The organism is Neptunomonas sp., from assembly GCF_041601355.1.
Lineage (GTDB): Bacteria > Pseudomonadota > Gammaproteobacteria > Pseudomonadales > Balneatricaceae > Neptunomonas.
The window spans coordinates 24422-48957 of the sequence record NZ_JBFIIH010000009.1 but is presented as its reverse complement, the minus strand read 5'-3'; the positions used below and the strand labels follow the sequence as shown (position 1 = coordinate 48957).

Here is a 24536-nt window from a genome sequence, read left to right as displayed (position 1 = left end):
TTTCATGCTGCTATTGATAATAGAGAAGATCGCCTAAATGTCCAACACAGAGCACCCTGCAGACCAGGTATCTGACGATTCACTACTCGCTGCCATTGACCTGGGCTCAAATAGTTTTCACGTTGTTGTCGCCCGCCTCTCTCAGGGAGAGCTATCGACTGTCGATATCATGTCAGAAAAAGTCCAGCTGGCGGCAGATATAGACTCTCATAAGCGACTTTCTTTCGAAGCAATGGAGCGCGGCCTGGCCTGCTTAAGTCGTTTCTCCCAGCTTCTCAGTGACCTGCCACGCGATGCTGTAAAAATTGTAGCCACCAGCGCTTTGCGTGAATCCTCAAATAGCTACATCTTTACCCAGCAAGCCGAAAAGATACTCGGCGTACCCATTGAAATAATTGCGGGCCGTGAAGAAGCGCGACTTATTTATTTAGGCGTATCCCACACCCTGGCGAATACGACCGGCTCGCGTCTGGTAATCGATATTGGCGGTGGCAGTACAGAGTGTATTATCGGCGAGCATTTTGAACCACTTGAGATGGAAAGCCTGCAAATGGGCTGCGTCAGTTATACACACCGTTTTTTCAGCAATGGCGGCATCACTGAAAAGAACTTCAAACATGCAGAGCACGCGGCTATGCGTGAGCTATTACCTATCCGCGAGCGCTATAAAAAGCTCGGATGGACCAGCAGTGTAGGCTCTTCAGGCACTATAAAGGCAATCAAAAATGCCTGTATCGCCAATGGTTTTAGTGAGGAGAGTGTCACCCGCCCGGCGCTGGAACAACTGAAACAGAAAATTCTGACATTCGAGAATCTTTCTGAACTTGAGATTGACGGCGTAAAAGCAGAAAGAACCGCCATTTTACCAGCAGGTTTAGCCATTCTTATCGCGCTTTTCCATTCACTTGAAATTGAAGAGATGACTTTTTCTGATGGCGCTCTTCGTGAAGGGTTGCTCTATGACATGGCGGGGCGTTTACGCCATGAAGATATCAGAGAACGCTCCATATCGGCACTAATGAAGCGCTATCACGTTGATGAACCCCACGCGCAGCGCATTGAACACACCGCCATCAATGCACTGTCACAGGTAAAAAATAGCTGGGAGCTTGATGTTCACGCTTATCAAGAGATGCTTAGCTGGGCCGCTCGCACACATGAAATCGGTTTAACCATCGCGCACAACCAGTTTCATAAGCATAGTGCCTATCTGTTGCGCCACTCCGACCTTGCAGGCTTCACTAACCCCGAACAGCAGCTGCTTTCATTTTTAGTACGCGGAAGCCGACGCAAGTTTCCCAAAGATGACTTTAAACAGCTACCAGATAATCGCAAACAAGCTTATAAACGCTTATGCATACTACTCAGACTATCAGTTATTCTGCACCGTAGCCGCAGCGGCGTGACCATTCCGGTCGTCACATTAAAAGCAGAAGGTAAAAAACTTTCTCTCTCTTTTGCTGACGGTGCTTTAGCTAACCATCCATTAACACAAGCAGATCTTGAGCAGGAAATCGACTATCTGAAGAACGCCGATATCAAGCTTAGCATTTGTTAAAACAGCCCCGCCTTTCGTTGTAACATCAAGCAAAAACCAAAAAGCCTCTGCTTACACAGTAAGCAGAGGCTTTTTTTATATCGGTTATCCGTTACGCTGTAGGGCCTGCCGCAATAATATCAGCAGAAACACCTTCAAACTTAGTGAAGTTGCTAACAAACTGACCAATCAAATCATGTGCTGCTGCATCATAAGCTGATTTGTCTGCCCAGGTATCACGGGGATTCAACAATGCTGAATCAACACCCGGAACTGACGTAGGAACGGTCAAGTTGATACCCGGCAATTGCTGAGTCTCGACACCTTTCAAAGATCCGTTCTGGATTGCAGCAATAACACTACGTGTCGTAGGAATGCTGAAACGCTGACCGGTACCGTAAGAACCGCCTGTCCAACCGGTATTTACCAGATACACCTGCGAGCCGAACTCTTCAACACGCTTCATCAACAATTCAGCATACTCTCGCGCAGGACGCGGGAAGAAAGGCGCACCAAAACAGGTAGAGAAAGTCGATTTAATACCACCACCAGAACCCATTTCAGTAGATCCTACCAATGCGGTATAACCAGACAAGAAGTGATAAGCCGCGGCTTCTTTTGTCAAAATAGACACGGGAGGTAATACACCCGTCAGGTCACATGTCAGGAAGACAACTGCTTTAGGCTCGCCACCCATATTAGTAGCAGAGCGTTTTTCAACATGTTCCAGCGGGTAAGCACAACGACCATTTTCAGTCAGCGATGTATCATCGTAATCAGCTTTGCGGTTCGCATCCAGGGTTACGTTTTCAACGATCGCACCAAAACGGATAGCATCCCAGATGATCGGTTCGTTTTTCTGACTTAGGTTAATTGTTTTCGCATAGCAACCACCTTCCAGGTTGAATACAACACCCTTGCCCCAGCCGTGCTCATCATCACCAATCAGGTAACATGTCGGATCTGCAGACAAGGTAGTTTTACCCGTACCGGATAAACCGAAAAACAACGTTGTATTGCCATCTTCGCCAATGTTCGCTGAACAATGCATCGGCAGAACATCTTTTTCAGGAAGCAGAAAGTTCTGTACAGAGAACATTGCTTTCTTCATTTCACCCGCATAGCGCATACCCGCCAGCAAAACTTTACGCTTAGCAAAGTTAAGAATGACACAGCCTTCGCTGTTGGTGCCATCTCGCTCAGGTACACACTCAAAGTTAGCAGCATTGATGATCTGCCACTCTTCTTTGGATTTAGGATTGTATTCGTGTGGACGAATAAACAGGTTCTGGCCAAACAAGTTCTGCCACGCTGTTTCTGTCGACATTTTTACAGCCAGATACTGACTTGGATCAGACCCTACATGAACATGTGAAACGAAATGTTCTTTATCAGCCATATATTCTTCAACGCGATTCCATAAAGCGTCAAATTTTTCAGCATCGAATGGACGATTGATATTGCCCCAGTCAATCGCGTCTGCGGTACTTGGCTCTTCTACGATAAAGCGATCCATTGGAGAACGCCCTGTGCGCTTACCGGTAGTGACAACCAGAGCGCCGGTATCTGCCAAGGTACCTTCGCCACGGCGGATTGCCTGTTCCACGAGCTCAGCACGGGTCAGATTAAAGTGTACGGTATTCTGAGTTTCTTTGGTCATTACTGGATTCCCTTGGCTCAGCGCCAAAAAACGTTACCTAAAAAGCAAAAAACCCCTTTATTCTGCGTATTATCGACAGTGAGTAATTATTTGGGGATGCGTATTATTACAAAAAGCGGTGATTTATGCCATGCGCAAAACATCAGTTACGCCGTTCGACAACCATCCCTGCCTTTTCAATGAATCTGATCTGATTTCGGCACATGTGCCGAATCTGAAAACATGGCGCGTATATCTGTCTCGTCAAACGTATAATGCGCATGACAAAACTGACAACCTACATCAATAAGACCTTGTTTTTCAATAATTTCAAGTAGTTCATCCTGAGTCATAAACAGTAAGGTGTTGGCACTGCGCTCTCGCGAGCAATCACATTTAAACTCAACAGAATCGGGTTCATAAAGACGACACTTCTCTTGATGGAATAGACGAAAGAGTAATGTCTCATTATCTAATGCCAGCAGTTCCTCCGCTTTCAGCGTTGCACCGATCTGCTCAATGTGGCCCCAATCATTTTCTGCCGTACCGGCTGCAGGCATAACCTGCAGCAAAAATCCCGCCGCCCGGTTTTCATCCGCCACCAGGTGAATTTGAGTCGGCAGCTGCTCAGATCGGATGAAATAATCGGTTAAACAATCGCCCAGAGTTGTTTTTTCCAAAGGCACTATCCCTTGATAACGCTGCCCGGTTTCCGGCTCGATAGTAATCACCAGATGGCCATCGCCAATCAGATCAATAATACTGGCATTATCATCGATCTTGCCTTCATATCGAGCGATTCCTCTGCATTGACGTTTGTTATTCACTTCCACCATCAAGGCACTGACATTTCCGCTCCCCTGTGCTTGTAACAACAGACGCCCTTCAAACTTCAGCGTCGTGCTCAGCAGAGCAACAGCCGCCAGCATTTCACCCAACGCATTGCGAATGGCAGGTGGGTACTCATGCAGCGCCAAAATATCCTGATAGGTTTTATCCAACCCAACTAACACACCTCGGATATCGAGATCATCAAATAAAATACGCTGAATTTGATCAGGGTTACTCATATGGCCAGCTTCTCACTTATAAACAGAAATTATTAGCCGCTATTTTATCACAAACCTTTTAAGATTCCTGACAGTCAGCCTCTTTGCAACTCTTTCACTTCCAATAGCTGGCGACGGCTGCGCTTATCAGGCTTATGCCCGGGGCTTAATTCAGCGCCCTTCATCGCTTTACGTTGTAACGTCTCTTTTTCCCGTCGCTCGATACTCTCCGCTGTTTCTTCATATAACAGCTGTGCTTCAACCGCACCGCGGCGCTGTTCGGACAAGGCTTTAACGATCACAACCCGCTGATCAAACCCCTGGCGGATCTGCAACGAGGCACCTAACTCCACTATTTTGCTGCACTTTGCCCGCTGCCCTTCATAATGCACCTTGCCGCCTTCCACCATCTGTTTAGCAATCGCCCTGGTTTTATAAAAACGAGCCGCCCACAACCACTTATCCAGACGAATTTTCGCTTGATCAGTCATCCTTTAAACCTCCGGGCTCAAGTTCATTAAAGTGTTCAACTGCACCGAATTCATCAATCTCACGTGCCGGGTTCTGGCTGTCAGGCTGAGAGATCGCCAGCAGGTAACGGATACCGTAGGCTTGTGCCGATGCCAGTACCGACAAACTATCATCTATCAAAAGAGTCCTCTGAGGGTTAAAAGGTTCAACTTTCTGCAGTTTTACCCAGAATGCCGGATCTTCTTTAGGCAAACCAAAATCGTGGGAGCAAACGATGGCATCGACTCTATCTGCCAAATCAGTTTTATCCAGTTTCAGCGAAAGACTGCCCCGATGTGCGTTTGTCACGATCACAGCGCGCAATGATGCTTCTCTGACTTTTTGTAGAAAATCCTGCACATGCGGTCTGAAAGCGATACGGTCTGCCACTTCTTTTTTTAAAGCGACAATGTCAACGTTCAATTCACGCGACCAGTAATCCAAACAGTACCAATTCAGTGTGCCCTGCTCCTGCATAATACGCGTGTGCAACCAGTCTCGTGCGGCCTGCGCGTCCATTTGATGAATATCCGCGTAACGGGTGGGCAGATGCTCCAGCCAAAAGTAAGAATCAAAATGCAGATCCAGTAATGTGCCATCCATATCTAACAACACAGTATCAATATTGGACCAATCCAGCGTAGCAGGTACAATCACGTTAATGCCTTTTATATCAACCCATCAGAATGGACACCAGTATGCCCGTGAAACCCGAGGTTTTGAAGGTCACTGCCACCGCACGCAGCCGTCTTTTTCAGGTAGAAGAGCTGAAACTGCGCTTCAGTAACGGTGTTGAAAGAACATATGAGCGGTTAGCATCGCGCGGTAACGGCGCTGTCATGATCGTTGCCATTGATGCACAGGACCATGTGATTCTAATCAGAGAATATGCAGGAGGCATCGATGATTACACCCTAACCCTGCCCAAAGGATTGATCGATCCGGGTGAAACACCTCATATCGCGGCAGACCGCGAATTAAAAGAGGAAGCGGGGTTTGGTGCTAATCGATTACATACGTTAAAAAAGATGACGGCAGCACCCAATTACATGGGCCACCGTATTACCGTGATCATTGCCCGCGACCTATATCCCTGTAAGCTTGAGGGAGACGAGCCGGAACCCATGGAGGTTATTCGCTGGCCGCTAGCCCAGCTTGACGAGCTGGTTCTGCAAGATGAATTTACCGAAGGGCGGGCGATTGCGGCTCTCTATATGACCCGCCATTTCCTTGCTGTTGAAGGCCAATAGCGGGGAATCTTTTTAATAGGAAAGCGTTAAGGATTCGCGCACAGCTGTGATCCTTGACGGATATCCTGCTCAACCTTGCTGCGCGGCAACTCATTCCCCAAGCGGTTATCCATAATGGCCTGTACATCCAAGTCGCTATAACGCTTATGGATGTAACGGGCTAAACACTCACACTGCTCCTCTGAAGCAGTACCTGCAGCCACACACCCTGCCACAAATGGCTCATAGGTTTTTGAAGTCATATACTCTGTTTTAATCACGTAGACCGCCAACAATACTGCTGAGATCCAAAGTAGCACTTTAGACATGATAAATTCTGTTCTTATTTTGGTGAGTGGGACTTCAGTTTACCTGAAGGCTGGCTATTCTATGGTGCGGCCCGGCAAATTGCAGCCAACTTTAGTCGCAATAGGGGCTAATCACACACAAATTGTGTCATGAAAAGACAATCTAACGGTGATATCATCTAGCTACAAATACGTCGTGGGCCACCCGGCCTATGTCCATAACAATAGATGTCCATAACTACAGTGATATGCTGAACGTGTCGACAAGAAGGTGAATAGAATGAGCTTTGAACTACCTGCACTGCCTTTTGCTAAAGATGCCCTGGAACCACACATCTCTGCTGAAACGCTGGATTTCCACCACGGTAAGCACCATAACACCTATGTTACTAAACTGAACGGTTTGGTTCCTGGTACTGAGTTTGAAGGCAAATCTCTGGAAGAGATTATCCTCTCTGCACCCGCAGGCGGTGTTTTCAATAATGCTGCTCAAATATGGAACCACACGTTCTACTGGAACAGCCTTTCTCCAAACGGCGGCGGCGAACCTACTGGCCCAATCGCTGATGCGATCAAGTCTAAATGGGGTTCTTTCGCAGAATTCCAGGCAGAGTTTAACGATAAAGCCGTTAACAACTTTGGTTCAAGCTGGACGTGGTTGGTTAAAAACGACGATTTCTCTCTGGAAATCGTTAACACCAGCAACGCTGGTACGCCAATGACTAACCGTCAGCGCGCTATCCTGACATGCGACCTGTGGGAACACGCTTACTATATCGATTACCGCAACGCCCGTCCTGACTACCTGAAAGCTTACTGGGCGCTGGTAAACTGGGACTTCGCAAACCAGAACTTTGGTGCGTAAGTTTTAGCCAGATAAATGCATCGATTTAACAGATGCAAAAAAGGCCATTGAGTTCACATTCAATGGCCTTTTTTACTGGTCTGCCACGCCCTGATCAGCGATGTAAATATCGAATCACAATTGCACACCGCTAAAGACCAGTCTTTACCAACTCATTAAGGGCTGACAATGCCTTATCAGCATCTTGTGACTTAATAAAAATATGATCATGGTAATAAGCAGCGATGACATTTGCGCTAATTTTAAACGCGGTTAATTGAGTAGCAACTGCCGCGGTTAATCCAACAGCTTCAAGACTTGAATGAACATCTAAAGTGATGCACTTAAATACACCCGAATAATCAATATTGCATTCATCTGCCTTTTCTTTTTTCAGAATAACAGTCACACCTTCTTTTTCGTGAAATGTACCTATGGGCTGTAATAGAGCTATCTGTTGGTAATCAGCATCAGTCACTAAAGCGAAAACATATTCGGTATCAGATAATCCTGGAGCCATCGACGCTAATAGTTTTTCCAGATTCGTTTCACCAGACATTGATCATACACCCCATAAAAACGCTATCTATCCAAGCCCGTTTCATATAAATATCATCCTACGATTCTTTAACTATCGGGTTTCTCAACACCCCAACCCCACTGATCTCGACTTCAATCACATCACCCGGCTTCATATAAAGGCGTGGTTTACGTTTCACGCCGACACCACCGGGGGTGCCTGTGACGATGACATCACCCGCCACCAGCGTGCAAAAAGTAGATATATATTCGATCAATGCAGGTATATCAAAAATCAAATCAGAGAAAGCTGCGTGCTGTACCTGCTCGCCGTTTAAACGCGTTGTGACCGTTTGTGATGCTAAGTCGGCAATCTCATCGGACGTGACCATCCAGGGTCCGAAAGCGCCTGTATTATCGAAATTTTTACCCGGAGTGAACTGCCCGGTATGCATCTGCCAATCACGAATACTGGCGTCGTTATAGCATGCATAGCCAGCGACATGCCGGAATGAATTCTCACGGCTGATATGACGACCACCCCGCCCGATGATTAGCGCCAGCTCGCCTTCAAAATCGAGCTTTTCAGAAACATAGGGACGCACAATCGGTTCACCATGCGCTACCTGTGTTGATGTGAAGCGGGTAAACAATACGGGATGCTTCATTTCTGGCATGCCGGTTTCTATGCGATGGCTTTCGTAGTTAAGCCCAACACAGATGATCTTTTCAGGATTCGGTATCACCGGCAAAAGCTGCACTTCATCAAGCTGATATGAAACCGTATCTGCCAGTTTGGTTTTTATAGCGGTGATATCCGGCAAATTTTCCAACAACGTTTTCAGGTCAGGCGCATCAGGATACAGAGTGGATAAATCATAAACACGATCCTCTTCAACCAAGCCGAAACAAGAACGTTTTTTTACTATAAATGATGCTAATTTCATCCCGGGTTTCCTGTTAGTTTTCCTGTTTACCTGACTGGATCACTCATCCATTACGATTGCAGCTAAGATTACAGCTAATAGGGAAGCGTACGTAATTTATGATCGTATTCTGATTTTTGTCGCATCAGCCTGAAACGCGAATCATCAGCATCCTGGCGTAACCAGAAGATCTCCCGATGATGTCTTTTTATTTCACCCAATATGCGTTGACGATCAGCCGGGGTACTTTTATCACTGATCAACAACTGCTCTTTGGTACTAATAAGCTTTCTGATTTTGCGAATATCCCGTTCAGCATCACTCACGCTGATTCTTAACCGCGTCATCACATCGCTGATCATAAATAACTCATAACCCGGGACATATCCTTCGAGAAATTCAGCTTCGAGCGAAGCCGGACAAATTCCCCGATACTTACTGCCTTTTTTTCCATAAAAAAAACCGCTGGTGCGAGTACAAAACTGCTTCAACCCTTGCTGATAACCCAAGTGATAATCTTGTCGCGACGGCACCACTGCATATTCTGCACAATCATTGCGATACTCATCCAAAACAGAGGAGTGCACGCCTTTGGATGCATCGGCCTGGCCGATCAATTGCCAATCCGCATGAAGACACTCAGATTGATTCATCGTGCTGCATCCCTGAAGCACAGCAACAGTGGCTAACAGCGTAACGCACTTTAACCTTGATGAGTTACACATGCGTAATACGAGGGCCATATTCATTATCGGCATGACCCGGCAATGCCATCATCACCAACAACACTATCCAACCCAACAAGGGCACCAGTACAATCAGCGCCCACCAGCCAGAGCGGCTGGTGTCATGCAAACGTCGCACACTCACCGCCAGGCTCGGTAAGAAAATAAACAAAGAGTAGAGCCCACTCAACATGCCTGCGCCGGACGCATGTCCCCAGCCCATCGAGCGATCGACAAACCCCACAGCAATGGTGAACAGAATATTTATCAGCATGAAATACCAATACTCTTCCCGCGATGCCCGTCCTGAGAAGACAGTGTATTTTCGGATAACATTAAGATACCAATCCATAGCTCACCTTTATCATTTCACAACAACATTTATCCTAACAACTGCCCACCCGCTAGTCACTCAGCAGTGGCTGTAAAAAGGGCCATACATTCTCTAACAACAACGGCTGCGCCTTAGCATTGGGGTGTAAACCATCCGACTGCATCAGACTTTCCTGTAATGCTACCCCGTCCAGTAAAAAAGGTACCCGGCTGATCTCATACTGCTGTGCCAGCGTTTCAAAAAGCGTATAAAAGCGCTCTGTATATGACACACCATAGTTGGGCGGTAAGCGAATCCCTACGAGTAAAGGCTTAGCTTTAGCTTCTTCTGTAAGCTCAATCAAGGTGGTGATATTACGTTCAATTATCCCCAATGGCATACCGCGCAAACCATCATTAGCGGCTAATGCCAGAACTATCCAGTCAGGCTGATGTCTCTTTATGAGAGCCGGCAATCGGGTTATGCCTCCCTGGGTTGTTTCGCCACTGATACTGGCATTAACCACGCGGATATTGGCATACTCTTGTTTCAGCCGTGTTTCGAGTAGTGCAACCCAGCCCTCCTCAGGGCTAATACCATAAGCAGCAGACAAACTATCTCCCAGAACCAACAGGGTTCTGGCAGAGACACTGCTACTGACAATAACGGACAGTAGTACTAATAAACGGATGATCGCCATGCCTGATAACATCTCCTTGAACACCTCTTTTGCCATAGAAGCACACCATCTCGCAAAAACCTTCGTAACTCAAGCCGGTGTGATACGTTTATTTAACGATTTATCGCTCGCCATACAACAGGGAGAGAGTGTTGCAATTATAGGCCAATCGGGTGCGGGTAAATCAACCCTGCTAAGTTTGCTGGCTGGACTCGACGCCCCTTCCACCGGATCGGTAAAACTGCTGGGAACTGACCTGAGCACATTATCTGACACTGACAGCTCCGCATGGCGAACAAAAAATCTGAGTTTTATTTTCCAGGCATTTCACCTCTTGCCGGAGTTAACTGCACTGGAAAACACTCAATTGCCACTGGATATCCGGGGTGATAAACAGGCAGCCGAAAAAGCGGCACGCTTACTGGACAAGGTTGGCCTATCTGATCGCCAAGGACATTACCCCGCACAGTTGTCTGGCGGAGAACAACAACGCGTTGCGATTGCCCGCGCCTTTGTGACACATCCAACGATTTTATTTGCCGATGAACCCACCGGCAACCTGGACACTGAGACCGGTAAAAACATTATTACGCAGCTATTTGAACTCAATGCGCAACAAGACACCACACTGGTTCTGATTACACACGATGCGGCGCTGGCTTCACGCTGTGATCGGCAGTTCCGGTTGGAGCAGGGACTCCTGCACGAGGGAGTTCGCTAATGATCTCGATGCTGGCATTACGCCAATTAAAAACCCAAGGGCGCCGACCCGACGGCAGAGCGCTGCTGATCTCTGTTTTTTTGATGACCAGCCTAATCACCTTATTGAGCCTGACCGGCGATCGCTTACAAAAAAGCCTGGTTAACCGCAGCGCCGAGATCCTGGGAGCAGACCTGGTCATCAGTAGCCAGCGCGCACTGCCTATCGAAAGATTAAGCCAGGCAAATGCACTCGGCCTTACTTCCACCTCAGTAACGCAATTTACCAGCATGGTCGAAACAGAAAACGAGATGCTGCTCAGCTCCATTCGTGCCGTCCGTGCCCCCTACCCGTTACGCGGTAAAGTGATCACCGAACCGCCGCAAAATGCCCCACTACCTAGCCGAAATACAGTCTGGGTCGAAGCATCAGTTCTGACTCGCCTGAATATTAAGATCGGCGATTTTGTTAATATTGGTTACAGTAAATTCCGCGTAGAAAGCGTACTGATTAGCAGCCCGGACAGAGGCTCAGGGTTTCGCAGTTTTAATCCTCACATTCTGATGCGTGACGCTGATCTGGCAGCAACCCGCGTATTAGCTCCTGGCAGCCAGGCTGAGTTTCGCCAACTGTTTGCGGGTACACCCGAACAGATAAAGACAGCAGAACAAACCTTTACATCCGCACTGGAGAAGGGCCAGCGCCTCTATACCGCAAAAGGCGACCAGCCGGTGAGACGGAATGCAGTCGGCAACGCCGGACAGTATCTTAAACTCAGCGCGCTGTTCGCTCTGCTACTGGGTTCTTTTGCTATCTATCTGAGCCTGAGACGCTTCAGTGCAGATCAGCAGAGCCGCACAGCTCTGTTAATGAGCCTGGGGTTATCCCGCAAGCAGTTGTTCCAACTGTTCAGTATTCAGCTTTTCGTTGGTTGGCTACTGGCCGCTATTCCCGGCACCCTGGCTGGCTTAGGGTTACACCAGATTATCCTATGGAAGCTCGGCTCGCTGCTACCTCAGCCAATGCCGGCTCTGAGTATGCTGTCTTTAGTCAGCAGTCCATTATTGGCCGGTGCGATTTTGATGGTCGCAGGGCTGGCCACCTTATTACCGCTGGGACAAACATCCGTTTTGGCCCTGATACGCCAAGGTAATGAACAGGCCAGCACGCATAAGTTACTTTACTGGCTAACCCCTATCGTGCTGTTTTTATTAATTGCCTTGTTTGTTGAGTCTGTTGTATTTGCAGCACTACTGACTATCGGTCTGTTAGTGGCAGGAATGATCGCAGGCTGGGGCGTACAGTTCCTGATCTATCGACTCAACCTCGGCCTGAAAGGCAGAATTCGCTTATTTCCTTTACTGACACTGCGCATTAGGCAACAACGCCACTGGCACCGCCTGCAAGGGGGTGTATTGTCGCTGCTGCTGACATTGATGACGGTACTGTTCTTTGCTCGCCAGGACATGCTCAGCGAATGGCAGGGACAACTACCAGACGACACGCCAAACCAATTTATTATCAACATCCAACCGTGGCAGAAGGCCTCGGTTACTCAATGGCTGGATGCGCAGAAAATCCCTTCTACGCTGTATCCGATCATCAGAGGGCGTATTGAATCCCTGAACGGAGAAAAACCGGCACAAGCTTTTACGCCGGAGCAACGCCGTCACAATACACTTAATCGCGAGCTGAATCTGACATGGGGCAACCAAATCCCCCCACACAATACCTTAAATCAGGGAGCATGGAGCAGCGCCGATAACGCCATCTCCATCGAACAATCGATGGCAGACGAGTTATCACTTAAGCTGGGCGATGAGCTGGGCTTTCGCGTCGGCAGCGACCTGTTCAGCGGAAAAATCACCAGTATCAGAGGCGTCGAGTGGGGCTCCTTACGACCCAACTTCTATGTGATTTTTTCACCCGGCGCTATTGACCACCTACCGGCAACCTATATCACCAGTTTTAAAATTGATGCTGAAAATAAAGGGGCGACTTCAGCGCTGCTGCAAGAGTTCCCCTCATTGACACTCATTGATGTAGAACAGCTGATACTGCAAGCACAGGATCTGATTAATAAGCTCAGCGACAGTGCTTCGCTGATTTTATTATTAACGCTGTTAAGCGGCTTAATTCTGGTGATTACAACCTTGCAGCAAGACCTGCTGCAACGGCGCTTTGAAGTCGCGCTGTTACGTACATTGGGTGCTTCCGGGAAACAAACACGCCAACTCGACCTTCTTGAATATCTGTTGATGGGGTTAAGCTGTGGCTTGCTGGCCAGCATGATGAGTGAAACGCTGCTTTATCTGATCTATCAAAGCCTGCTAAAGCTTGAGCCTCAATTGCATCTGCTCCTCTGGCTGACACTACCGCTGCTGGCAACCCTGCTATTTACACTAACAGGGCTGCTGACACGCCGGGCACTGTCTCTGCCCAGCAGCTACCGATTACTCAAAGGCGGAGAATAGTTCCCCCTCCCCTGAGTAAAGCCTAGACAGCATACACAGGGGGACACGCGGGTTACAGTGCCAACACCACACCCGGTTTCAACTCGTCACTTTTAAGGTTCGGAACCGGGAAACAGGAGAATAGACGGTCTTTAGCCACTCCCTTTTCTAACAGCAAACTGGTCACCTGTGCGCCACGGGCAACGGCCAGCCCTTGTAAGCGCTCCAACATAACTACTTCCAGCTCTGCTGGCGACAGGGGCTTGGCTTTTGCCTTATTCTCTTTTTCAAGCAGGGCTGATAAGGCAATACGATCATCCTTTACTGCATTGCCGCAGATATTCAGACGCAAGCCTTTGCGTGAGCTCATCATCTCAGCGATTTTGCCCAGATAGCCGCCCATATCCGCTGCAACAGTGCTTGTGCCTGCCGTGAAATTTACCGGAGCTAATGTAATAAAAGCACCCGATTTATTCGCATCAATAGCGGTGCTGGCGATCGAAATCAATGCACCATAGGGTTGCAACGCTTTCGTCAGGAAACTAAAGGCGGCTTTCTTCAGCCCTTTCGTGGCCAAACGATTCACAATATCCTGGTAACCAAACTGAGGATCATCCAGCGAGCCTTCAACCGGCAGATCCAACTTAATATTATCGTCACTATCCTGTAGTACCGAGATAGCCGTGCCTAATGGCATACTGAGCTTACTGTTAAACTCGTCCGTGGCCTGTGTCTGTGCAGGCTGCACTTCCAGACGATTCAGTTTAATACGGTTTTTTCCGGCCAGCACACCCTCCTTAAGCGTCCCGCTGCTACTGAAATCCATCTGTCCACTTTGTAAAAAATAGCCAACATATTTTCCGGCATAAGGACTCACCACCGGCAGTTCTGCATTTTTAATATCCAGCTTCCAGTTACCATTCCGGGTACCGCCCAGCAAATTCATTTTTCCGGAAGCCGTTAATTTTGCATGAGTGTTAATCGTCGCCTGCAGCTTGAACGGACTTAATTCTGCTTTGCCGCTATCCACTTTTTCAACGTTCAGTTCCTGAATATCCAGAACCGATTTAAAGGCCGGCTGAACACTATGATCTTCGATATTGATGAGGTTTTTACTCGTCATCAACAACTGCTCCACACGTACGCTAAAGGCTGTTTCCTGGTTTTCGGCTTTTGCTGTAGTTGTAGTGATAGCTGTAGTTTTTGCGTTATTTTCTTTTCCCCGCGCCGACGTGCCTTCACCCAGTGTTGCCAGCGCAAACGTCAGCCGCTCAATCTCTTTAATTCCCTGCTTGTTAGTCACCGATACATAGGTTTGTGTATCTTTTATACGAGCATCATTGATCACCAAACGATTTAGATCCGTTAATAGCAGCCCTTTAAGCTGCAATTCACCGATAGTACTCATCGGCTGCTGGCCTTGTTTATAATTCGCTTTGAGCCCGGAGAAGGTTAACTGCTCTGCGCTGATCTTTTTCGTCGAGTAAAACCCGTTTACCAGACCGATAGAGCCTAGCTCAAGTAACTGCAGCGGCTCTTTTAAGGTCGACACACTCAGCGCAGCGGTCTTCAGGCGGACTTTTTCTATGACAGGCTGGCTCACTGACATATTAGCCAGCTCAGCCGCCATATCAACAGAGTCCAACGCCACTGCAAGGCGTCCGTCTTGTGATAGCTGTAACTTTTGTAAAGTAATCGCCGGGGCTGCCGTAATACCAGCCAGCTCTGATCCCTGCCAGGAAATTTTCAATGGTGATACTAAAGAGAGTTGCGCGGCTGCCAAATCGATCTGCGGGTTTTTCAGCCCCAGCGTATCGATATTAAGCGTCAACTGACTGTTCAGCTGTTTTGGCACGTTTTCTGTAAACGATAAGTTTAACGGGCCTTGCTGCGACAAGCCCGCAGCGCTGATGCGTTGATCAGCTTGACTAAAATCCAGATTTTTAATGCTGAGCTGTTGCGGCCCTTTAATGCTACTCAACGCGGACCCATCAAAGCCAAGATCAACGCCTCCTTGCCAGCTCAATTGCGACATCAGCAAAGCGAGCTGTTTACCTTGCTCCAGCTTTATACCACTACTCTGAATCGCGCCCTGCAAAGAAACATTCTGTAACGCACTTGCGGCCAGCTTAACCGCGCCTTTGCCGGACCACTCAAGGCGCTTATCCGAGACATTGATTTGCTCATCCTTCCATGAAAACTCATCAAGACTGAAGCTGCCCGAATGTAACAACTGGCCACTGCCACCGGTAAGATCGAGCTTCAGTTCAAGATTGGTTGTCAGAAACCCTTTCAACTGCGGCACCCAGGCTTTAGCGACACTCTCTATTGGAAACCGATCCAGCACTAACTTAATCGTCGATGTTTTCTGTTCAGGTAAAGGAACCGCAGCTGAATTCAGCTCTATTCTTGAGCCGTTGAGTAATCCATTCAGCGTGACTTGAGTTGAGGCTGTTTCATCCCATTGGTAAAGCGAATTCAAATCCGCATTATCAATGACGATCTGCTGCTGATGCTGCGGAAGATTCAATGCCCAGTTAATGTGATTTAAACGAACATTGGCTATACCTACCCGCCACTCTGAAGCGGGGCTTTCAGGCTCTTTAACAGACGGCTCTGTCGAATTGAATTGAGACAGGTTGACCGGCCCAAGCCAAAGATCATCCCCTTGTTGGTAGAGGCCACTGGCCACATCAGAGAGAATAACCTCATTGATCAGAATTCGCTTCTCGAATAACGAAGGGTAATCGAGCGTCACTTTCAGGTGCCCCACCCGCATCGGCGGCACACCCTCAGAGTCTGCTTTGAGCTCTATCAGCTCCACACTTCCGCTAAGCCAGTGTATGTCGACTTTTTCAAAAGAAACATGTTCAGCCCCCTGCCCTTTAAGCCAGATCACTGCCTGATCCCGCATCAGGTATGGCAGGGAATATAGCCCTAAAACGATTACCACCAACATCGACATAATAACTCGCATAACTTCCCTCATTACATCAAAAAAGCATCTGGATCACTCACCCATACTATCAACAAGGATAGACGCCAGGTGAGCTGGATAATATACAAAAAAGCTTACACTGTTTTCCCTGATATTGAGCTGAATTCGTCATTAACTATCAACCCTTTTATTCAAAGAAGAATTCATAAGCAGTAACGAGTAAAGTAAACAGCAGCAGAAAGCTGGCGAAAAACGAATGGACCTTTAAAAGCCGAATGATAAATATAGAATTTAAACATCAAGGCTGACAGGGTTTTCATAATGTCATTACAAAACAAATGGTTATTCCAAAAAGCTATAAAAAAATAACGTTTCCTGCTAATATTTGGCCACTAGAACATACAGTGTTATGCCAATTTTTAATTTATCAGGATAAATATAATGGCTCATCATGATGAGAAGTTTCGTGACGGTTCCGGTTATAGCTGGATTGTAATTAATCTGATTGCGTTAGCATGGGTCACAATGCCTGTCAGCATTGCCCTGACTAAAGTCGTGCAGTGGTAAACAGCTAATTATTGATAAAAATGCCGCTTTCATTTAGCGGCATTTTTTTAACGATTGCTTCGGCTATCTAATCCGTTACCTAATAGCATCTTATCCTTTCTTGATCGTTTGCACGCCCTGCGGCGACCCCATCAAAATCACATCAGCACCGCGCTGCGCAAATAATCCATTGGTTACCACACCAACGATATTATTCAGGATACCTTCCAGCCCTTTAGGGTCAACAATCGACAGATCATGAACATCCAGAATTTCGTTACCATTGTCCGTCACAAAACCCTGACGATACACCGGCATAGCATCCAGCTTCACCAATTCACGCGCCACATAGGAACGCGCCATTGGAATCACTTCTACCGGTAACGGGAAGTCGCCGAGCACATCTACCTGTTTAGTCGAGTCAACAATACAGACGAACTCTTTAGCGACGGCGGCAACGATCTTTTCACGGGTTAATGCACCACCACCACCTTTGACAACACTTAAGCTTGCATCAAACTCGTCGGCGCCATCTACATAGACTTCCAGTTCATTAATTGAATTCAGATCAAACACCGTTATACCGTGCCCTTTTAAGCGATCCTCTGTGGCTTGCGAACTGGCAACGGCACCATCAAACATATGCTTCACTTTTGCCAATTCATCGATGAAAAAGTTTGCTGTAGACCCCGTGCCTACGCCGACAATTGTTTCACGTCTTAAGCGTGGACGAATATAATCAACAGCCGCCTGGGCTACGGCTAACTTCATTTCATCTTGTGTCATGCTGTTTCACATCTCATTTATGAAGAATTTGTGTAAATTATACGCAGCATTGGCCTTCGCTTGTAGACGAAAAGCGCTACAACTTGTAGGATTTCCCGCTCTTCTTGTGAAATCATTCAGGATTGACTGATAAACAAGCCATTCGCCTCTACTCTATTGATTGTACTTTCATTATGGCTCACCGATACATCAAAAGAATTCTCGAAGCGCGTGTCTATGACGTCGCGGTCGAAACCCCCCTGGATGAAGCCAGAGGACTAACGGAACGCCTGAAAAACCGGGTTTTACTGAAACGTGAAGATCTGCAACCGGTATTTTCGTTCAAGATCCGCGGTGCTTATAACAAAATGCGTCAGCTCACAGCAACAGAGCGTGCCAACGGTGTGATTGCAGCATCTGCGGGAAATCACGCCCAGGGGCTGGCGATGGCAGCCAGGCACCTCGGCGTGAAAGCGACCATTATCATGCCCAAAACCACACCCGAACTGAAGGTAAATAATGTACGCCGGCTGGGTGGCAAAGTTGTGTTGCATGGTGATACTTTTGACGAAGCCTCAGCTCACGCGCTCAAACTGGTTGCCGAAAAGGGGATGACCTATGTGCACCCCTTTGACGATCCCGATGTCATTGCAGGCCAGGGCACCGTAGCAATGGAAATCCTGCGCCAGGAATCCGGCCCGATTGATGCCATCTTTGTTCCGGTGGGTGGCGGTGGATTAATTGCGGGTATCGCCGCCTACGTAAAGTACCTTCGACCAGAAACTAAGGTTATCGGCGTAGAATCTGAAGATTCCGCCTGCTTAGCGGCGGCAATTAAAGCGAACAAGCGCGTTACTTTATCGCAGGTAGGCATTTTTGCAGACGGCGTTGCTGTTGCGCAAATTGGCAAAAATACTTTCGAAATTTGTCGTGATTATGTTGATGAAGTCATCACTATCACCACTGACGAGATCTGCGCGGCCATCAAGGATATCTATGACGACACCCGTTCTATCTGCGAACCCGCGGGTGCGCTAGGGGTTGCCGGACTAAAAAAATATGTTGAGCGTGAAAAGTGTGAAGCAAAAACACTGATCGCGATTGATTCAGGCGCGAACGTTAACTTTGATCGTTTACGCCATATCGCAGAACGTTCAGAACTGGGTGAAAAACGTGAAGCCATCATTGCCGCGAAGATCCCTGAAAAACCCGGCAGCTTTAAAAAGTTCTGCATGGCTCTGGGTAAGCGCAATATCACTGAATTCAACTACCGTTACAGTGATGACACATTAGCAGTCGTTTTTGCCGGTATTCAAATTAAGCCGAACAATGACGGCAAAGAAGAACTGCTCGAAGAGTTGCGCGAACATCTGGAAGAGGTGGTTGATCTGACAGATGATGAAACTGCAAAACTGCATGTGCGCTATATGGTAGGCGGGCATGCACCCGAGAGCGTTTCTAACGAAGTCGTGTACCGTTTTGAATTTCCTGAGCGCCCCGGCGCTCTGATGAAGTTTCTTAGCACATTAGGCGGCCGCTGGAACATTTCTATGTTTCATTACCGCAATCACGGCGCCGCTTATGGACGCGTACTGGTGGGCATGCAAGTGCCGGAAGCGGAGAGAGACCAGGTAAAAGAGTTCCTGCACGAGATCGGCTATAATTTCTGGGAAGAAACCAACAATCCGGCTTATAAGCTGTTTCTTGGCTAAGCTCTTTATATGACTATATGATCGATCGTCTCTCTGAAAAACCGCTGGATTCAACCAGCGGTTTTTTTATACCTGACATGTCATGTATTACTACACTTTTTAGCACTCCGGTCTAAATAGCGCACCTCAGAAGCTGATCATCCAGTTCAAGCAGCACAGATTCAAGCAGATGATGCTCTGCCCCTAATTCCACCAGGTCATCCACCGTCAGCGGTTGTTGAAGGCGTTTCAAATAAAAGTGGCCATCATGTGAATAGATCTTGTCACCGATAATGGGGTAACCCAAATGAGCCAGATGGGCGCGGATCTGATGCTTGCGGCCAGTTAATAGCTCACATTCGATCAGCGACTTATGGGCCTGACGTTCGATAACCCGGAAGTCTGTTTTGCTGAATTTTGGCTTAGGGTAGTCTGTTAAACGGCCAGGGTCGACGACATACATCCGGCTTCGGATGACACTAGCCGTCTTCTCGGATAACTCGCACTCAAAGGACAACTGATCCCATGCCGGGTTTCCGTCAACCCATGCATGATAAACCTTCCTGCGTACCAATTGCTGAAAATGTTTTTTCCATTTCTGGTCTGCTTTTTTGTCTTTTGCTATCAGTAATACACCGCTGGTTTCTGTATCCATTCGATGCAGCAGACGCGCATCAGCATAGGCTGTTTCACGTCTAATCAGTGAGATCAATGTCTGATAAAGATTACGCGTGGTGCGGCTAACCGGTAGTAAGGCGGGCTTATACACCTTGATCAGCTCATCGTTTTGCCAAAGAAGTCGCCAGTTAACGTCGACATGAGCTTCAATATGATCCGGTAAATAGACGGTTATCTGTTGCCCGATAACAAGCGTGCAGGAGGATGCAACAACAAGACCATCAACCCTGACCCAGCCTTCCCGGAAAGAGTGCGGTAACCGTGCAACATCACGCTCAACCAGACGGGAAGCTAAAAACTCAGCGACCGTGCCGACAGATTCCGTAAGCACAGAAAAATTCAAACAAAAGCCGCCCTCCGCCTGCTCCCTTTCTGCAAGCGGAAAACAATCCTGCGTCAAGGCACCTCCGCAGAGTGCTCAAAACTTTTGCCAAAAAACGCCTGCAGTGTAAACAAACAGAGTGAGGATAACCCCCAGATCAAACCGGTAACAACCCCCAGGTCAATAATGCCACGCCACGGCTGCGCCAACTGATGCACCAGCAGAACCATCGCGATAATCCCCAGTGTCAGGCTGTAGGTCACAATCATGCGCTTACGAATAATTGAAAAGAATCCCATGCAAAACAGCGGCGCTAACAACAATCTCATCAGCGTAACATTTTGAGACAGATAAAGGATACGAGCAGCCACCCGGGGAGACCACGCCTGCTGAAAACCCCGGTATCCTTCAGAAAAGCCCATGAAAATAATACACGCCACCAGCGCCAGCCAATGATACCACTCAAGGTTGTAATCAAAGGTTTGCCAACCGATCGCACTTAATCGATAGATGGCACTACCCAGCAGCAAACCGATACCCGTGATACCCCACAGAACAGCAATATACCCTAGCACTCTCGTATCTCTTCCAGATTTCGCCATTTAAGCTGCGTATTGTACTCAACTTTGACCGATACTAAACAAAAAAAACCGCCCGTTAAGGGCGGCGAAGTGCACGTTACTCACTCAAAACTTACATAGATACTTTCAATTAAAGCTTAATAGCCCTTCAATTCATCAATGTACTCCGGCAAAAACAGCGAAATCTGGGGCACATAAGTGATCAGCATCAGGAAGCCTAACAACAGACATAACCACGGCAGACACGCCTTAATTACCCAGATCATATTCTGTCCGGTAATACCCGCCGTTACGAAGAGGTTCAGCCCCACCGGTGGTGTCAGCATACCGATCTCCATGTTGACCACCATGATGATACCCAGATGGATCGGATCAATACCCAGCTGCACAGCAATCGGGAATAAGATAGGCGCCATAATCAATATGATCGCTGATGGCTCCATAAAGTTACCGGCCATCAGCAGTAAGATATTCACTACGATCAGGAAGCCCCACGCCGGCAAGCCCCACGCCATGATCGACTCAGCAATCGTATGCGGGATACGTTCGGTCGTCAGCACGTGAGCGAATAACATCGCATTAGCAATAATAAATAACAGCATCAGGGATACTTTTGATGCATCAAGTATCACTTTGCGAACTTCTCGATCCGCAAAGGACTTAGGAATCGCCATCAACATCTGAGCGGTATTACGCGCAGCAGCCGAAGCATAGTTTTCACCCTCTTTCTGCCACGGGATGCCCTTCATCGGACCGATATCACGGTAACCAATCACGGCAATAAAATATCCGTACACGGCAGCAACGGCAGCTGCTTCTGTCGGTGATGCTATTCCCCCGTAGATAGAGCCCAGTACGATGATGATCAGCATCATCCCACCCAATGCAATCACACCTGAACGCGCCAGGGCTTTAAAGCCTGGGAACGGCTGTGCAGGCAACCCCTTGATACGCGCCACAATATAAATAGCGATCATCAAAATAAGGCCCATCATCAGGCCGGGTATGAAACCGGCCATAAACATACGTGAAGCAGACACTTCAGTAGCCGCTGCATAGACCAGCATAACGATTGAAGGAGGAATCAAAATCCCTAGCGTACCTGCGTTAGCAACAACACCCGCCGCAAAAGATTGCGGATAACCTGAACGCACCATGCCGGCAATACAGATAGTTCCGATCGCCGCGACCGTAGCAGGAGATGAACCCGACACCGCAGCAAACAGCATACAGGCCATAACCGAAGCCATCGCCAGACCACCTCGAATGTGGCCTACGGTATCAACAGCAAAATTGATCAGGCGTTTGGCAACACCACCGGTCGACAAAAATGCCGATGACAATATAAAGAAAGGAATGGCTAACAGCGTGTAATGCTCAGAGGTTGCTTCAAATAATTTTAGCGAAATAGACGCTAGCGAATCATTAGAGAACATCAGAATAGTCGCCACAGACGACAGCCCCAGTGCAACGGCAATCGGCATACCGATAAACATACAGAAGAACAGGGTGATGAAAAGAACGGCGATAGTCATGATTTATCTCCCTTATCTTTATTTGAATCGGTATCACCCAATGATGACTCTTTCAGCCCTTTGGCAATCTCCATCGACTCTTCGGCTTCATCCGCAAAATGGAAACCATCCGCTTGGCCAATGATGACTTTCCAGCCGAGTTGCAGAAAACGAACGATCAATAAAACAAAACCGATCACCAGAATACTGGTCGGCATCCAGCGTGGCAGCGGAACATCCTCTAGCTCAATGCCAATCTTAATGAGCTTTCCGATATAGACCCACGATCCATATAAAAACAGAAAGCAATAGATCAGACACAGCACGATGGCCAGCAGGGTCAAAAACCTATGAATTCTGTTTGGCAACATTTTAACGAATACATCAACGCCAATATGTGCCCCCACCTTAACGCCATAGGAGGCACCAAACAGTACAAACCAGGCGGACATCAGCAAAGTCACCTCCTGTGCCCAGTGGATACCCGCGTTGAAGCCAAACCTGGCCACCACCTCAGCGAATACTAATAGGGTCATTGATACTATGAGTAAGGATAAGAAGCCCTCCTCAAAGTTCGAAATCAGTTTTTTAATCATCACAGCCCCCATCGACACGACTTACATCGATTATTTTTATATTGAGACAACACTTACAGGACAGCCCGCCCCATACAACACATCAGTGCAACTCATCATGACGACGATCAGGCACAACTGCAGCAGCACAGGGGGAAGCTCTCTTCTAAACAATATTCTCTGGGTATTACTTTCCGGGTAAGAATTTCTGTAAAACACAGACGGACCGGGACGGCCCGCCTGTAAAGCAATATAAGCTTATTGATTAGCGGCTTGTGCTGCGTTAATCAGATCAACACCAATGTCTTTTTCAAACTGCTTCCAGACAGGCTTCATTGCATCAACCCACTGCTGGCGCTCAGCATCTGTCAGGTTGATGATTTCAGAGCGATTAGAGTCAATAATTTGCTGCTTATCTTCATTAGCTTTTTCATCAGCAATGCCATTACCGTATGCAATGGCTTCACTCAGCGCTTTTTTCAGCTCAGCACGCAAGTCATCATCCAGCGACATCCAGAACTCAGTAGAAGTCACCACTAAGTAATCAAGAACACCGTGGTTAGATTCTGTGATGTACGGCTGTACTTCAAAGAATTTTTGCGAGTAGATATTCGACCAGGTATTTTCCTGACCGTCGATAGCCCTGGTCTGCAGTAGTGTAAATACTTCAGAAAACGGTTTTTTCAGAGGGACGGCTTCAACCGCCTCAAACTGCGCCTGAAGCACATCAGAGGTCATAATGCGGAACTTTCTGCCCGACGCATCTGCCGGCACTCTCAATGGGTTACTCGCAGACAACTGCTTCATACCATTATGCAGGTAACCCAGACCCATCAGCCCTTTCGATTCAAGCGAGCTTAATAGCCCCTGCCCCTCCGGACCTTGCTGAAAACGCTCCACTGCTTCCATGTCTTTAAACAAGAAAGGCAGATCAAAGACCTGCAATTCTGGTGTATATTTCTGGAATTTAGATAATGAAGGCGCTATTAGCTGAATATCGCCTAACAACATTGCTTCAAGCTCCTTGCCATCGCCGAACAACTGCGAGCTGGGAAACACCTCAACGTTGACTTTCCCGGCAAGGCGCTCATCGACCAGCTCTTTGAATTTAAGCGCCATCTGTCCTTTAGGGGTACTTTCAGCAACTACATGAGAAAATTTAATTTCGATTGGGGCTGCTACAGCGGCCTGGGCACCCAGTGCCAAAGCGATTGTAGTTACAGCGGCGGTCAATAAACGCATAGTGTCTCTCCTGTTATTGGATTTATTCTGCTTGTTGTGCGTTTTTACTCACGTCGGCTTTATAAAGCCTGACGTCAGCGTCTGCACTATTAAAGCAAAGACGGTGCCATAAAATATTTTATTTTATAAAACAGTATGTTAGAAAAACCGCGCTAATTTTTTCAGTCTAAAATGGCGTAGTTTCACCCATCGGCAAACAGGAAAACTGGCGGAAAACCACCCAACCTGTCTGGATAGAGGCTGATCAAATGCC

The 24536-nt window shown here is 47.6% G+C and carries 24 protein-coding genes; 7 read left to right on the top strand and 17 right to left on the bottom strand.

The window, feature by feature from the left end; genetic code table 11:
- The first annotated feature begins 37 nt into the window (after nucleotides 1-37).
- Nucleotides 38-1558 (top strand): exopolyphosphatase, encoded by a 1521-nt coding sequence (gene ppx / locus ABY436_RS02885; protein ID WP_372737521.1) that lies wholly within the window; start codon nucleotides 38-40, stop codon nucleotides 1556-1558.
- Between the two features lie 91 nt (nucleotides 1559-1649).
- Here ppx and ABY436_RS02880 read toward each other — a convergent pair whose 3' ends face one another.
- The 4 genes from ABY436_RS02880 to yrfG all read right to left on the bottom strand — a co-directional run bounded on the left by ABY436_RS02880 (nucleotide 1650) and on the right by yrfG (nucleotide 5392).
- Nucleotides 1650-3197, bottom strand: coding sequence for a phosphoenolpyruvate carboxykinase (locus tag ABY436_RS02880; RefSeq protein WP_372737520.1), 1548 nt, complete (start codon nucleotides 3195-3197; stop codon nucleotides 1650-1652).
- A 176-nt stretch (nucleotides 3198-3373) separates the two neighbouring features.
- Entirely contained in the window at nucleotides 3374-4246 is an 873-nt protein-coding gene (gene hslO, locus ABY436_RS02875) for an Hsp33 family molecular chaperone HslO (RefSeq protein ID WP_372737519.1), read from the bottom strand.
- A 74-nt stretch (nucleotides 4247-4320) separates the two neighbouring features.
- Complete coding sequence (gene hslR / locus ABY436_RS02870) at nucleotides 4321-4716, bottom strand: ribosome-associated heat shock protein Hsp15 (protein ID WP_090730390.1); 396 nt, start codon at nucleotides 4714-4716, stop codon at nucleotides 4321-4323.
- Nucleotides 4709-5392, bottom strand: coding sequence for a GMP/IMP nucleotidase (gene yrfG, locus ABY436_RS02865; protein ID WP_372737518.1), 684 nt, complete (start codon nucleotides 5390-5392; stop codon nucleotides 4709-4711). Before yrfG ends, hslR begins: the two co-directional genes overlap by 8 nt.
- A gap of 41 nt (nucleotides 5393-5433) precedes the next feature.
- On the opposite strand from yrfG, the gene nudE reads away from it, so the two are divergent.
- Nucleotides 5434-5985, top strand: coding sequence for an ADP compounds hydrolase NudE (nudE, locus tag ABY436_RS02860; protein ID WP_372737517.1), 552 nt, complete (start codon nucleotides 5434-5436; stop codon nucleotides 5983-5985).
- Nucleotides 5986-6011: 26 nt separating this feature from the next.
- Here nudE and ABY436_RS02855 read toward each other — a convergent pair whose 3' ends face one another.
- Nucleotides 6012-6293: a hypothetical protein gene (locus ABY436_RS02855; protein WP_372737516.1), complete on the bottom strand. Its 282-nt coding sequence runs from the start codon at nucleotides 6291-6293 to the stop codon at nucleotides 6012-6014.
- Nucleotides 6294-6552: 259 nt separating this feature from the next.
- Here ABY436_RS02855 and ABY436_RS02850 point away from each other — a divergent pair, with 259 nt between their 5' ends.
- Nucleotides 6553-7137: a superoxide dismutase gene (locus tag ABY436_RS02850; RefSeq protein ID WP_372737515.1), complete on the top strand. Its 585-nt coding sequence runs from the start codon at nucleotides 6553-6555 to the stop codon at nucleotides 7135-7137.
- Between the two features lie 130 nt (nucleotides 7138-7267).
- Here ABY436_RS02850 and ABY436_RS02845 read toward each other — a convergent pair whose 3' ends face one another.
- From ABY436_RS02845 to ABY436_RS02825, 5 genes are all read right to left on the bottom strand, one after another.
- Entirely contained in the window at nucleotides 7268-7675 is a 408-nt protein-coding gene (locus tag ABY436_RS02845; protein ID WP_372737514.1) for an ACT domain-containing protein, read from the bottom strand.
- Between the two features lie 58 nt (nucleotides 7676-7733).
- Nucleotides 7734-8582 (bottom strand): fumarylacetoacetate hydrolase family protein, encoded by an 849-nt coding sequence (locus tag ABY436_RS02840; protein WP_372737513.1) that lies wholly within the window; start codon nucleotides 8580-8582, stop codon nucleotides 7734-7736.
- Between the two features lie 74 nt (nucleotides 8583-8656).
- Entirely contained in the window at nucleotides 8657-9214 is a 558-nt protein-coding gene (locus ABY436_RS02835; RefSeq protein ID WP_372737512.1) for a DUF2799 domain-containing protein, read from the bottom strand.
- A 64-nt stretch (nucleotides 9215-9278) separates the two neighbouring features.
- A complete protein-coding gene (locus tag ABY436_RS02830) occupies nucleotides 9279-9638 on the bottom strand; it encodes a DUF805 domain-containing protein (RefSeq protein ID WP_372737511.1) in 360 nt (119 codons plus the stop codon).
- 52 nt (nucleotides 9639-9690) lie between these two features.
- Nucleotides 9691-10299, bottom strand: coding sequence for an arylesterase (locus ABY436_RS02825; RefSeq protein WP_372737510.1), 609 nt, complete (start codon nucleotides 10297-10299; stop codon nucleotides 9691-9693).
- Between ABY436_RS02825 and ABY436_RS02820 the strand changes: the two genes are divergently transcribed.
- Together ABY436_RS02820 and ABY436_RS02815 are read left to right on the top strand one after the other, a co-directional pair.
- Nucleotides 10298-10999, top strand: coding sequence for an ABC transporter ATP-binding protein (locus tag ABY436_RS02820; RefSeq protein ID WP_372737509.1), 702 nt, complete (start codon nucleotides 10298-10300; stop codon nucleotides 10997-10999). The genes ABY436_RS02825 and ABY436_RS02820 overlap by 2 nt on opposite strands.
- Complete coding sequence (locus ABY436_RS02815; RefSeq protein ID WP_372737508.1) at nucleotides 10999-13452, top strand: ABC transporter permease; 2454 nt, start codon at nucleotides 10999-11001, stop codon at nucleotides 13450-13452. The genes ABY436_RS02820 and ABY436_RS02815 overlap by 1 nt, the downstream gene beginning before the upstream one ends.
- 52 nt (nucleotides 13453-13504) lie before the next feature.
- Here the strand turns inward: ABY436_RS02815 and ABY436_RS02810 are convergent, their stop codons facing one another.
- Nucleotides 13505-16408, bottom strand: a complete 2904-nt coding sequence (locus tag ABY436_RS02810) for a DUF748 domain-containing protein (RefSeq protein ID WP_372737507.1) — start codon at nucleotides 16406-16408, stop codon at nucleotides 13505-13507.
- A 402-nt stretch (nucleotides 16409-16810) separates the two neighbouring features.
- On the opposite strand from ABY436_RS02810, the gene ABY436_RS02805 reads away from it, so the two are divergent.
- Nucleotides 16811-16936, top strand: coding sequence for a hypothetical protein (locus ABY436_RS02805; protein WP_372737506.1), 126 nt, complete (start codon nucleotides 16811-16813; stop codon nucleotides 16934-16936).
- 90 nt (nucleotides 16937-17026) lie between these two features.
- On the opposite strand, the gene rpiA is transcribed toward ABY436_RS02805, so the two are convergent.
- Nucleotides 17027-17701 carry a ribose-5-phosphate isomerase RpiA gene (gene rpiA, locus ABY436_RS02800; protein ID WP_372737505.1) on the bottom strand — a complete coding sequence of 225 codons (675 nt, stop codon included), beginning with the start codon at nucleotides 17699-17701 and terminating at the stop codon, nucleotides 17027-17029.
- 173 nt (nucleotides 17702-17874) lie between these two features.
- Between rpiA and ilvA the strand changes: the two genes are divergently transcribed.
- Entirely contained in the window at nucleotides 17875-19392 is a 1518-nt protein-coding gene (ilvA, locus tag ABY436_RS02795; RefSeq protein WP_372737529.1) for a threonine ammonia-lyase, biosynthetic, read from the top strand.
- 112 nt (nucleotides 19393-19504) lie between these two features.
- Here ilvA and ABY436_RS02790 read toward each other — a convergent pair whose 3' ends face one another.
- From ABY436_RS02790 to ABY436_RS02770, 5 genes are all read right to left on the bottom strand, one after another.
- Entirely contained in the window at nucleotides 19505-20449 is a 945-nt protein-coding gene (locus ABY436_RS02790) for an RluA family pseudouridine synthase (protein WP_372737504.1), read from the bottom strand.
- Nucleotides 20446-20946 (bottom strand): hypothetical protein, encoded by a 501-nt coding sequence (locus tag ABY436_RS02785; RefSeq protein ID WP_372737503.1) that lies wholly within the window; start codon nucleotides 20944-20946, stop codon nucleotides 20446-20448. Before ABY436_RS02785 ends, ABY436_RS02790 begins: the two co-directional genes overlap by 4 nt.
- Before the next feature lie 143 nt (nucleotides 20947-21089).
- Nucleotides 21090-22487 (bottom strand): TRAP transporter large permease, encoded by a 1398-nt coding sequence (locus ABY436_RS02780; protein ID WP_372737502.1) that lies wholly within the window; start codon nucleotides 22485-22487, stop codon nucleotides 21090-21092.
- Nucleotides 22484-23062, bottom strand: a complete 579-nt coding sequence (locus ABY436_RS02775) for a TRAP transporter small permease (protein ID WP_372737501.1) — start codon at nucleotides 23060-23062, stop codon at nucleotides 22484-22486. Before ABY436_RS02775 ends, ABY436_RS02780 begins: the two co-directional genes overlap by 4 nt.
- Before the next feature lie 237 nt (nucleotides 23063-23299).
- Entirely contained in the window at nucleotides 23300-24283 is a 984-nt protein-coding gene (locus tag ABY436_RS02770) for a TRAP transporter substrate-binding protein (protein WP_372737500.1), read from the bottom strand.
- Nucleotides 24284-24536: the final 253 nt, after the last annotated feature.

Bases quoted from the DNA above. Each gene is read 5' to 3' on its own strand.
- ABY436_RS02850 (WP_372737515.1), top strand. From the start codon at position 6,553: ATGAGCTTTGAACTACCTGCACTGCCTTTTGCTAAAGATGCCCTGGAA.
- ABY436_RS02825 (WP_372737510.1), bottom strand. From the start codon at position 10,299: ATGGCGATCATCCGTTTATTAGTACTACTGTCCGTTATTGTCAGTAGC.
- ABY436_RS02775 (WP_372737501.1), bottom strand. From the start codon at position 23,062: ATGATTAAAAAACTGATTTCGAACTTTGAGGAGGGCTTCTTATCCTTA.
- ABY436_RS02805 (WP_372737506.1), top strand. From the start codon at position 16,811: ATGGCTCATCATGATGAGAAGTTTCGTGACGGTTCCGGTTATAGCTGG.
- rpiA (WP_372737505.1), bottom strand. From the start codon at position 17,701: ATGACACAAGATGAAATGAAGTTAGCCGTAGCCCAGGCGGCTGTTGAT.
- ABY436_RS02830 (WP_372737511.1), bottom strand. From the start codon at position 9,638: ATGGATTGGTATCTTAATGTTATCCGAAAATACACTGTCTTCTCAGGA.
- nudE (WP_372737517.1), top strand. From the start codon at position 5,434: ATGCCCGTGAAACCCGAGGTTTTGAAGGTCACTGCCACCGCACGCAGC.
- ABY436_RS02815 (WP_372737508.1), top strand. From the start codon at position 10,999: ATGATCTCGATGCTGGCATTACGCCAATTAAAAACCCAAGGGCGCCGA.
- hslO (WP_372737519.1), bottom strand. From the start codon at position 4,246: ATGAGTAACCCTGATCAAATTCAGCGTATTTTATTTGATGATCTCGAT.
- ABY436_RS02835 (WP_372737512.1), bottom strand. From the start codon at position 9,214: ATGAATCAATCTGAGTGTCTTCATGCGGATTGGCAATTGATCGGCCAG.
- ABY436_RS02780 (WP_372737502.1), bottom strand. From the start codon at position 22,487: ATGACTATCGCCGTTCTTTTCATCACCCTGTTCTTCTGTATGTTTATC.
- ABY436_RS02810 (WP_372737507.1), bottom strand. From the start codon at position 16,408: ATGCGAGTTATTATGTCGATGTTGGTGGTAATCGTTTTAGGGCTATAT.
- ABY436_RS02840 (WP_372737513.1), bottom strand. From the start codon at position 8,582: ATGAAATTAGCATCATTTATAGTAAAAAAACGTTCTTGTTTCGGCTTG.
- ABY436_RS02820 (WP_372737509.1), top strand. From the start codon at position 10,298: ATGCCTGATAACATCTCCTTGAACACCTCTTTTGCCATAGAAGCACAC.
- ppx (WP_372737521.1), top strand. From the start codon at position 38: ATGTCCAACACAGAGCACCCTGCAGACCAGGTATCTGACGATTCACTA.
- ABY436_RS02845 (WP_372737514.1), bottom strand. From the start codon at position 7,675: ATGTCTGGTGAAACGAATCTGGAAAAACTATTAGCGTCGATGGCTCCA.
- hslR (WP_090730390.1), bottom strand. From the start codon at position 4,716: ATGACTGATCAAGCGAAAATTCGTCTGGATAAGTGGTTGTGGGCGGCT.
- ABY436_RS02770 (WP_372737500.1), bottom strand. From the start codon at position 24,283: ATGCGTTTATTGACCGCCGCTGTAACTACAATCGCTTTGGCACTGGGT.
- ABY436_RS02880 (WP_372737520.1), bottom strand. From the start codon at position 3,197: ATGACCAAAGAAACTCAGAATACCGTACACTTTAATCTGACCCGTGCT.
- ABY436_RS02855 (WP_372737516.1), bottom strand. From the start codon at position 6,293: ATGTCTAAAGTGCTACTTTGGATCTCAGCAGTATTGTTGGCGGTCTAC.
- ilvA (WP_372737529.1), top strand. From the start codon at position 17,875: ATGGCTCACCGATACATCAAAAGAATTCTCGAAGCGCGTGTCTATGAC.